This window comes from Streptosporangium sp. NPDC005286, assembly GCF_040607515.1.
In the GTDB taxonomy this organism is placed as follows: domain Bacteria; phylum Actinomycetota; class Actinomycetes; order Streptosporangiales; family Streptosporangiaceae; genus Streptosporangium.
The window spans coordinates 81,523-90,861 of sequence record NZ_JBEXGU010000015.1; the positions used below are offsets into that span (position 1 = coordinate 81,523).

The 9,339-nt window shown below is 71.6% G+C and carries 10 protein-coding genes; 1 reads left to right on the forward strand and 9 read right to left on the reverse strand.

All coding sequences use genetic code 11. The features are described from left to right. Positions 1-21 precede the first annotated feature (21 nt). From dinB to ABZU75_RS08715, 6 genes are all read right to left on the reverse strand, one after another. Positions 22-1,242 carry a DNA polymerase IV gene (gene dinB / locus ABZU75_RS08690; protein WP_355550973.1) on the reverse strand — a complete coding sequence of 407 codons (1,221 nt, stop codon included), beginning with the start codon at positions 1,240-1,242 and terminating at the stop codon, positions 22-24. Positions 1,243-1,297: 55 nt separating this feature from the next. After that, a complete protein-coding gene (locus tag ABZU75_RS08695) occupies positions 1,298-2,056 on the reverse strand; it encodes a methyltransferase domain-containing protein (protein WP_350924505.1) in 759 nt (252 codons plus the stop codon). A gap of 286 nt (positions 2,057-2,342) precedes the next feature. After that, the gene (gene nusB / locus ABZU75_RS08700; protein ID WP_355550953.1) at positions 2,343-2,753 is read right to left on the reverse strand and encodes a transcription antitermination factor NusB; all 411 of its coding nucleotides are present in this window, start codon (positions 2,751-2,753) and stop codon (positions 2,343-2,345) included. Beyond that, positions 2,753-3,313, reverse strand: coding sequence for an elongation factor P (gene efp / locus ABZU75_RS08705; RefSeq protein ID WP_343979490.1), 561 nt, complete (start codon positions 3,311-3,313; stop codon positions 2,753-2,755). The genes nusB and efp overlap by 1 nt, the downstream gene beginning before the upstream one ends. A gap of 26 nt (positions 3,314-3,339) precedes the next feature. Next, positions 3,340-4,407 (reverse strand): aminopeptidase P family protein, encoded by a 1,068-nt coding sequence (locus tag ABZU75_RS08710; RefSeq protein ID WP_355550956.1) that lies wholly within the window; start codon positions 4,405-4,407, stop codon positions 3,340-3,342. Positions 4,408-4,530: 123 nt separating this feature from the next. After that, positions 4,531-5,571 (reverse strand): LLM class F420-dependent oxidoreductase, encoded by a 1,041-nt coding sequence (locus ABZU75_RS08715; RefSeq protein WP_355550958.1) that lies wholly within the window; start codon positions 5,569-5,571, stop codon positions 4,531-4,533. Positions 5,572-5,731: 160 nt separating this feature from the next. Between ABZU75_RS08715 and ABZU75_RS08720 the strand changes: the two genes are divergently transcribed. Then, positions 5,732-6,637: an endonuclease/exonuclease/phosphatase family protein gene (locus ABZU75_RS08720; protein WP_350953544.1), complete on the forward strand. Its 906-nt coding sequence runs from the start codon at positions 5,732-5,734 to the stop codon at positions 6,635-6,637. A gap of 175 nt (positions 6,638-6,812) precedes the next feature. On the opposite strand, the gene ABZU75_RS08725 is transcribed toward ABZU75_RS08720, so the two are convergent. From ABZU75_RS08725 to ABZU75_RS08735, 3 genes are all read right to left on the reverse strand, one after another. After that, positions 6,813-7,442: a nucleotidyltransferase family protein gene (locus ABZU75_RS08725; protein ID WP_355550961.1), complete on the reverse strand. Its 630-nt coding sequence runs from the start codon at positions 7,440-7,442 to the stop codon at positions 6,813-6,815. Beyond that, positions 7,439-8,581 carry an XdhC family protein gene (locus tag ABZU75_RS08730; RefSeq protein WP_355550963.1) on the reverse strand — a complete coding sequence of 381 codons (1,143 nt, stop codon included), beginning with the start codon at positions 8,579-8,581 and terminating at the stop codon, positions 7,439-7,441. The genes ABZU75_RS08725 and ABZU75_RS08730 overlap by 4 nt, the downstream gene beginning before the upstream one ends. Then, positions 8,574-9,339 (reverse strand): VWA domain-containing protein (locus tag ABZU75_RS08735; RefSeq protein ID WP_355550965.1); only part of this gene is annotated, 766 nt, incomplete at its 5' end. The genes ABZU75_RS08735 and ABZU75_RS08730, both read right to left, overlap by 8 nt.

Here is a 9,339-nt window from a genome sequence, read left to right on the forward strand (position 1 = left end):
TAGTCCAAACCGGAGGCCGCGTCATGGTTCTATTCCATCAAACGGCGGGCGAACAAGGGAGGCCGGGAGCACCGCATTGTGACCGAATCTGCGGGCGGCCCTGTCCATCGCCTGCTCGGCTTCCCGCCAGCCCGTCTCACGCTCTCCGAGGCCGAGCTGCCTGCTCGCCCCGTCGGCCGGGCTGAGGTTCTCCACCCGGACTCCGACCAGCCTCAGCTGGACGTTCTCCAGGCCGGAGGCGGTGTAGAGGGCGCAGGCGACGTCGTACAGGATCTTGGCCACGTCTGTGGGCTCGCGCAGGCTCCGGGAGCGGGACAGGGTGGTGAAGTCGGCGCGGCGGAGCTTGACGCTGACCGTGCGGCCGACGCTGCCCCCCTGCCTGAGCCTGGCCGCGACCCGCTCGGAGAGCCGGAGAAGCTCCCTGCGGATCTCCACGGGGTCTGCGATGTCTGTGGCGAATGTCTCTTCCGCGCCGATGCTCTTGTCGGGAACGTGCGGGGTCACGGGGCGCTCGTCACGCCCCCAGGCGAGCGCCGCGAGGTGCTCGCCCGCCGCCTGCCCCAGCTCGCGCCGGAGCGTGTCCACCGGGACCCTGGCGAGATCGCCGACCGTCTTGATGCCGAGCCGGGCCAGCGATCGCTCGGTGCGCTCCCCGACACCCCACAGCGCCGCCACCGGGAGCGGGTGCAGGAAGTCGACCACCCTGTCGGCGGGAACCACGAACAGTCCGTCCGGCTTGCAGTGGCGCGAGGCGAGCTTTGCCACGAACTTACTGTTGGCGACTCCCACGGAGCAGGTGACGCCCTGCTCGCGCACGACCTGTTCACGGATCATCCGGGCGATCTCCGCCGGGGGGCCGAGGCGCTTGCGTGCCCCGCCGACGTCCAGGAACGCCTCATCGGAGGCTATCGGCTCGACCTCGGGGGTGAAGGTTTGGAAGATCTCCATGACACGCCGGGAGACCTCCGCGTACTTGCCGCGGCTCGGCGGGATGATCACCGCGTGAGGGCAGAGCCGTCGGGCCCGGGTCATGGGCATGGCCGAGTGCACCCCGAACCTCCGGGCCTCGTAGGTGGCGCTGAGCACCACCCCGCGCGCGCCGGGCGCGCCGATGATGACGGGGGTTCCGCTGAGCTCGGGGCGGTCGCGCAGCTCGACACCTGCGTAGAAGGCGTCCATGTCGACATGGAGGATCGGGCAGCCGGTGTCGTCCGTCCCCAGATCCGATTCCGGGCGCGGCATCTGCTGCTTTCTCGACACGACGCCATTCTACGGGAACACGCGTTCGATGTGGTGCTCACCGGTGGCCAAGCACATGCAGTTGGGTCGCGATGTCGCGGAGAACCGGGTGCGCCGCCGCCGCCTGCTCCAGGTCGACCAGGGCGCGTGCGGCTCCGGGTTCGCCGTCGAGCAGCCTGCTGGGCACCAGGTCAGCGAAGATCCGCACACCGTGCACCTCGCCGGGCGCGAAGCCGGTCACGGCGAGAAGCCGCTCCAGTGCCTCACGGGTGAAGCGCCTGGGGGTGGGGTCGCGGTCGCCCCAGCGGCCCTCGGGGTCGTCCAGGACCTGGCGGGCCTCGTCGAAGCGTCCGGCGAAGGCCCGATGCAGCGCGGCGGCGAGCGGGTTCGCGGCGAGCACGCTGATCACGCCGCCCTCGCGCAGCAGGCCGGCCATGGCCGTCACCGCGCCGACCGGATCCTCCACGTACTCCAGCACGCTGTGGCAGAGCACCAGGTCGGTGCCACCGCTCGGGAGCAGCTCCCCCAGGTCTGCGGCGTCACCCTGCAGGGCGCGCACCTCCACCCCCGCCTCCGCCGCGCGGCGCTCCAGCGCGGCGAGCGAGTCGGGGCTGGGGTCGACGACCGTCACGGCGTGGCCCAGGTCGGCCAGGGGAACGGCGAAACCACCCGTGCCGCCCCCGGCGTCGACGATGTCGAGCCGGTCACGGCCCGTCGCGGCCACCCGTTCGGCCAGCACGGCGCTCAGGACGTCCCATACGACCGCGGTGCGGACCGCCGGGGTGCCTGCGTGCCGTGAGATGCCTACGGCGTGCAACTTCAGATCGCCTCCTCATACGTGACGAGCCCAGCCTACGCCGCGCGTCCCCCGGCGCGGCCCAAGGACTATCCATACTCGTAATTGATCGAGTCTTTTTCCCCGTGCGGACGGACCCGGCCGGCGTGCCCCGAGGAAGGCGGTCGGATCCGCGGGAAAAGGGGGGCGTCCGGGGGAGGTGCCGGATGAGTGCCCGTCCGGGCCGCGGGGGTGTGCGAGTGGATGAGGAGCCGTGGGGATGTGCGCCGAGGCGGGGAGACGGAGATCGGCTCCCCGCGGGGCGCGGCTAGAGCGTCAGCGACGGCTTGAGCTGCTTGAACCTGGCCATCAGGCCGTTGACGAACTGTGGCGACTCGTCGGTCGACAGCTCGGAGGCCAGGCTGACCCACTCACTGATGACGACGCCCTCGGGGACGTCGGGCATCCACAGCAGCTCGTAGGTGCCGCCACGCAGGAGGTTGCGGTCGACCGCGGGCATGCGGTCGAGCGTCCAGCCGTCGGCGTAGGCGGTGATCAGCTCGTCGATGCGCGTCCGGTGCCTGCACACGCCTTCGACGATCGTCGTGGTGTATTCGTTCACGGGCGGCTCGGCCCGCTCCAGGCGCTCGGCGAGAACGCTGAGCGGGTCCTCGCTCCGTGCCTCCGCCTCGAAGAGGATGTCCAGCGCGCGCCTGCGCGCCTTACCCCGTGCCGACATCAGGCGCGGCCGAGATAATCGCCGGTGCGGGTGTCGACCTTGACCTTCTCGCCGGTGGTGATGAACAGCGGCACCTTGATCTCGGCACCGGTCTCCAGCTTGGCGGGCTTGGTGCCGCCGGTGGAGCGGTCGCCCTGGAGGCCGGGCTCGGTCTCGGCGACGATCAGCTCGACGGCCGCGGGCAGGTCGACGTAGAGGACGTTGCCCTCGTTGATCGCCACGGTGGCCAGCATGTTCTCCAGCAGGTAGTTGGCGGAGTCGCCGACCGCGACCCTGGAGACATGGAGCATGTCGTAGGTCTCGGTGTCCATGAAGACGTAGTCGTCGCCGTCCATGTACGAGAACTGCATCTCGCGCTTGTCGACGTTGGCCACCTCGACCTTGACGCCCGCGTTGAAGGTCTTGTCGACGACCTTGCCCGATAGCACGTTCTTGAGCTTGGTGCGGACGAACGCGCCGCCCTTGCCGGGCTTGACGTGCTGGAACTCCACGACAGCCCAGAGCTCACCGCCGTCGAGCTTGAGCACCAGGCCGTTCTTGAGGTCGTTCGTCGTCGCCACTAGTTCTCTCCTGCGTACGGCCGCTCTTAGAGGACGAGCAGCTCTTTGGTCGTCCGGGTGAGAAGTTCCGGCCCGCCATCACGCGCCACGAGCGTGTCCTCGATGCGGACACCGCCCCTGCCGGGAAGATATACCCCAGGTTCAACCGTGACCGGAACTCGGTCCTCTATTCTAGCGTGCTCGTGGTCAGGCTCTGGCTTTCGCGGAGACAGGAACGGCATCTCGTGGATCTCCAGCCCGACTCCGTGGCCGAGACCGTGCTTGAAGAACTCCCCGTATCCCGCCTCGGCGATCAGGTCGCGGGCCGCGGCGTCCACCTCGTGGAGCGCCGCACCGGTCCGCACGGCCCGGCGGCCGGCCCGCTGGGAGGCGCGGACCAGGTCGTACAGCTCGCGCTGCCAGCCGACGGGCTCGCCGATCGCCACGGTTCTGGTCATGTCTGCGTGGTAGCCCCGGTACAGCGCCCCGAAGTCCATGGTGACCAGGTCTCCGCGCTCCAGCGGCCGGTCCGAGGGCGAGTGGTGCGGGATCGCGCCGTTGGGCCCGCTCGCGACGATCGTGTCGAAGGCGAGCCCGTCCGCGCCCAGCTCGACCATCCGGCGCTCCAGCGCCCTGGCCACCTCCTTCTCGGTCAGCCCCGGACGCAGTTCGGGCAGGACCTCGGCGAAGGCCCGGTCCGTGAGCTCGCACGCGGTGCGGATGAGATCGATCTCGGCGTCGTCCTTGACCATGCGCACCGACTCCACCAGTTTCGACAGGCGGAGCCGGTCGCCGCCCAGCCGGAAGTAGGTGGCGACGGACATGTGGTCGGCCTCGATGCCCGTCCGGCCGCCCTCCGGCAGCAGCGCCCCGGCGACGTCGAGCTCCTCGACCACCTCGATGTCGGCGCACAGCCGCCGGGCGGCCCCGATGTAGCGGGAGTCGGTGGCCAGCGTGGCGCCGGCGTCGGCCCGGACCAGGACCGCCGCGTTGGAGCTGGCCAGGCCGGTCAGGTAGCGCACGTTCACGCCACCGGTGACCAGGATCGCATCCGCCTCGTGAGCGGGGAGAAGGGCCGCGAGGTTCTCACGGCGCCGTACGTGGATGACGGTCATGGCACGCATGTTATTGGCCGATTTGACCAATGTCGTCCCCTTGGCCCGATCTCGCCGGCCCCCTACCGGAACCGGAACCCGCCGATCGCACGCCCACCGGCTCCCGGTCTCCCGCGCGGCGGGTCAGGAGGCGAGTTCCCTGACCTTCTCGACGAGCCGCAGGCGCTCTGCGTGGGTGCGTCCCAGCGGGGCGACGTTGATGGTCGTGACACCCGACTCGCGCATCGCCTGCAGCCGCTCCCTGACATGCCCCTCCGAGCCGATCAGCGACATCTTCTCCAGCATCTCCCGCGGAACGAGCGCGGCGGCCTCGTCCTTCTTTCCCTCCAGGTAGAGGTCCTGGATCTGCTCGGCCTCCTTCTCGTAGCCGTACCTGCGGGCGAGGTCGTTGTAGAAGTTCCTGCCCTTGGCCCCCATCCCGCCGATGTAGAGGGCGGCCATCGGGCGGCCCAGCTCCAGCCAGCCCGAGACGTCGTCGCCGATGGCCAGCGACGCCTGGGCGATCACGTCCAGCTCTCCCAGTGCCGGGTCCCGCTTGGCCCGGCCCGCCGCCAGGGAGGCCCCCCACACCTCGGCGGCCTTCTCCGGCATGTAGAAGATCGGCTCCCAGCCCTCGGCCAGCTCGGCGGCCAGCTCGACGTTCTTGGGACCGATGGCGGCGATCACGACGGGGATGCGGTCGCGGAGCGGGTGGTTGATGAGCTTCAGCGGCTTGCCGAGACCGGTCCCCTGGTCCGCGGGGAGCGGGACGGTGTAGTGCCTGCCCTCGTAGTTCAGGCGCTCACGCCGCCACACCTGGCGGCAGATCTCGATGACCTCGCGGGTGCGTCCGATCGGGGCGTGGTACGGGACACCGTGGAAGCCCTCGATGACCTGCGGTCCCGAGGCCCCCAGGCCGAGGGTGAAGCGGCCGTCGGAGACGTAGTCCAGGCCCGCCGCGGTCATGGCCAGCAGGGCGGGGGTGCGGGAGTAGATCGGCAGGATGCCGGAGGCGATCTGCAGCCTCTCGGTCTTGGCCGCGATGTAGCCCAGCTGGCTGACCGCGTCGAAACTGTACGCCTCGGCGACAAAGACGATGTCGAGACCGGCCTTCTCGTAGTCGGCCAGTTCGGCCACCGTCTCCTTGAAGCCTCCCGAGTAGCTCAGGGCCATACCGATACGCATCGTGAGATCGTCCTTCCGCAGCGCCGACGAAACCGAATGTTGTTCCGTTTCCTTGGCTGTAAAGGCTATCGACTCACCGCCGAAGCACCAAGCCCCGCCCGTCGGGCCGGTAGCCTACGCATTCCGGGGTAGGGGATCTTTGACGGCGACAAGGAGGGGTGTGCTGAGGCGGTCGATCATCGTGGTGGCGGGAGCCCTGGCCCTGACTCTTGGAGGGCACCGGCTCCTGCCGGAACTGGGCGGGTTCACTCCCGTGCTGGAGAGCCTCCTTCCCTGGCTCGGCGTCGCGATACCCATCCTGCTGATCTGCGCGCTGGCCACCCGCTCATGGCAGGTGATCTTCGCGGCGCTGCTCCCGGCGATCGTCTGGGGCCTCATGTTCGGCCCGACGCTGCTGCGCAGCCCGCCCGGCGGCCCCAGCGACCTGTCGGTCGCCACGCTCAACGTGGGCGCGGCCAACGCCGACTCGGCCGAGGCCGTACGGTCGGTCTCCAAGGGCCGTGACCTGGTCGCGGTGCAGGAGCTGACCGCAGGAGGCCCGGCGGCGGAGATCCTCAGCGAACGCTTTCCCCATCACTACCGGATCGCCACGGTCGGCCTGTGGAGCCGGTTCCCGATCGTCGAGGCCCGCAAGGCCGACATCGGCCTCGACTGGGCGCGGGCGCTGCGAGCGGTGGTCGCCACCCCCAAGGGGAGACTGACCGTGTACGTCATGCACCTCGCCTCCGCCCGGCCGGGCCAGACCGCGCAGCGTGACGAGACCCTCGCCTACGCCCGCAGGATGATCGACAAGGACGACAGCGCGCGCCTGCTGCTGCTCGGCGACCTCAACACCGCCACCACCGACCGCAAGCGCTCCGGCCTGGTGCCGCCGCTGTCGGACGCCCAGCAGGAGGCCGGTACGGGGTTCGGCTTCACCTGGCCCGCGGCCTTCCCCGTCACCCGTCCCGACCACATCCTCTACCGCGGCCTGACCGCCACCGGGGCGGGCGTCGAGCGGGCCGCGGGCAGCGACCACCGCGCCGCCTTCGCCTCGCTGCGCCTGACCTCCCAGAAACCGGACTGACCGGACTGACCAGCCGGGCCTGAGGGTCCGGAAGGCCCGGGTGGCTCGGGTGGCGAGGCCGGAACGGGCCCTTGGCTCCGGCGGGTCCGCCCAGGTGGGGCTCAGGGGGTTCGGACAGCGACTCAGGCGGCGACTCGGGCGGCGAGGCCGGAACGGGCCCGTGAAGCCGCCGGGCTCAGCCGGGCCGGGCGGCTCGGGCGGCGACGTCGGAGCGGGCCCGCAGCGCCGACAGGTCCGCCGGGGTGTCGATGTCGGCGGGGTCCGCCACGTCGTCGCAGGGGACCGCGACGACCAGTTCGGGATGGGCCTTCAGGAACGGGCGTGCTCCGGCGTCGCCGGTCGCGAGCCGGGAGACCTCCGCGAAGTGCTCCCTGGCGATCAGCACCGGGTTCCGCCGCGCCCCGCCGTAGGTGGCGACGGCGACCGAGGCACCCCGCTCCGCGGCCCGGATGAGCCGCTCCACCGCCGCCGGGCCGACGAACGGCTGGTCCACCAGGCTGATCACCACGTGCTCGGCGGTGGCGGGGATCGCGTCCAGACCGGCCCTGAGCGAGGAGCCCATCCCCGAACTCCAGTCCGGGTTGTGGACGGTCACCGCCCCCGGCACCCGGACGGCGGCCGCCCCGAGCACCACGACCACGGGCCGGCAGCCACCGTCCTGGAGCACCCTGACCCCCCGGTCCACCAGCCGCTCCCCGCCGAACTCCACCAGCGCCTTCGGCGTGCCGAGCCGCGAGCCGGACCCGGCGGCCAGCAGCAGCCCCGCGCTCACCGTTCCCGCCGGTTCCGCTCCGCCCGTACTCACGCGCCGGGCCCGTCGCCGTGAACCGGGTCATCGCCATGAACCGGGCCGTCGCCGTGGATCCGGCCGGAGCCGTCGGTCAGCGGCCTGCCCGAGCCGCCCCAGCGCAGCTGGATCAGCTCGGCGGCGATGGAGACCGCGGTCTCCTCGGGGGTGCGCGCGCCCAGATCCAGGCCGATCGGCGAGCGGAGCCGCTTCAGCTCGGCCTCCCCCAGCCCCGCCCGCGCGAGCCTGGCCAGCCGGTCCTCGTGGGTACGGCGCGATCCCATGGCGCCGACGTAGCCCGCCGGGGTGCGCAGGGCCACCTCCAGCAGGGGGACGTCGAACTTGGGATCGTGGGTGAGCACGCAGATCGCGGTCCGCTCGTCCACGGTGACCGAGGTGAGGTAGTCGTGCGGCCACTTGACGATCACCTCGTCGGCCTCGGGGAAGCGCTTGGCCGTGGTGAAGACCGGCCGGGCGTCGCACACGACCACGTGGTAACCGAGGAACTTGCCGATCCTGGCGACCGCGGCGGCGAAGTCGATCGCGCCGAAGACCAGCATCCGGGGCGGCGGCGCGAAGGACTGCACGAAGACCGACAACTCGTCGAGCCGCCGCTCCCCCCGGGCCCCGTACCTGCGGACGCCCGTCAGCCCCTGCGCCAGCATGCCCCGTACGTCGTCGTCCACCGCCTCGTTCAGCCGGTCCACCCCCAGGGAGCCCGAGGAGCGGTCCGGCCAGATCACCCGGCGGCTGCCCACCGCGCCCGGCCCGGACAGGATCGTCGCCACCGCCACCGGCTCGTGCCCGAGCACCGAGGCGGCGACCGACCCCAGCTCGGGGAAGGTCTTCCTGGAGACCGGCTCGACGAACACGTCCAGGATGCCGCCGCAGGTCAGGCCGACGGAGAAGGCGTCGTCGTCGCTCACCCCGTACCGCTGCAGGACGGGCCTGCCCGAGGAGACCACCTCCTGGGCCAGCTCGTAGACGGCCCCCTCGACGCAGCCGCCCGAGACGCTGCCCTCCGCCTCGTCGCCGAGCACCGCCATGGACGCCCCCGGCGGCCGGGGGGCGCTGCGGAAGGTGTCGACCACGGTGGCCAGGCCGAACGTCTCCCCCGCCTCCCACCAGCGCAGGACCTGCGACAGAACATCACGCACGAGTGCCTCCCAGCAGCATTGCCAGCTCTTCTAAGGCGGCCAGGCTGTGCCCGGCCACGAAGTCGTCGATGTGCGGAAGGGCGGCCCGCATGCCGGCGGTGAGCGGCTGGTAGCCCTCCTGCCCCTTGTGCGGGTTCACCCAGATCACCCGGTGGGCCGTCCGCGACAGCCTGGCCATCTCCGCCCCCAGCAGCGAGACGTCGCCGCGCTCCCACCCGTCGGACGCGATCACCACCGTCGCGCCGGCCGCGTCGTTCAGCGCCAGGAGCCGCCGGAGTTCCGCACCCAGCCGGGTGCCGCCGCTCCAGTCGGGAATGGCGCGGGAGACGGCGTTCATCGCGGTGGCCGGGTCGCGGTGGCTCAGCTCGGCGGTGAGCCGCGTCAGCCGGGTGCCCGCGCTGAACACCTCGGTGGCCCCGGGCTCCGACCTGACCAGCGCGTGGGCCAGGCGGAGCAGCGTGTCCGCGTACGGGGTCATGGAGCCGCTGACGTCGACCAGCAGCACGACCCTGCGGGGTCTGGTCCGATGCGCGCGGTAGCGGAGACCGGCGATCTCCCCGCCCCTGCGCAGGGTCTCGCGAATCGTCGCCCTGCCGTCCAGCCGCCCCCGGCGCGAGGGCCTGAAACGTCGCGACCGGCGCCGTTCCCGGCCCGCCCGCAGCAGGGCGAGCAGCCGGCCCTTCCTCCTCGCCCGGCGGCAGCGTGGCTTCGGCATGCTGCTCGGGGCGAGCTTCGCCGCGCAGTACGGCATGCACCTG

What these genes read in the sequence shown, in the direction of transcription:
- dinB (WP_355550973.1), bottom strand. Translation starts at nt 1,242, where the DNA reads ATGCCGCGCCCGGAATCGGATCTGGGGACGGACGACACCGGCTGCCCG.
- nusB (WP_355550953.1), bottom strand. Translation starts at nt 2,753, where the DNA reads ATGTCGGCACGGGGTAAGGCGCGCAGGCGCGCGCTGGACATCCTCTTC.
- ABZU75_RS08710 (WP_355550956.1), bottom strand. Translation starts at nt 4,407, where the DNA reads ATGACCGTCATCCACGTACGGCGCCGTGAGAACCTCGCGGCCCTTCTC.
- ABZU75_RS08715 (WP_355550958.1), bottom strand. Translation starts at nt 5,571, where the DNA reads ATGCGTATCGGTATGGCCCTGAGCTACTCGGGAGGCTTCAAGGAGACG.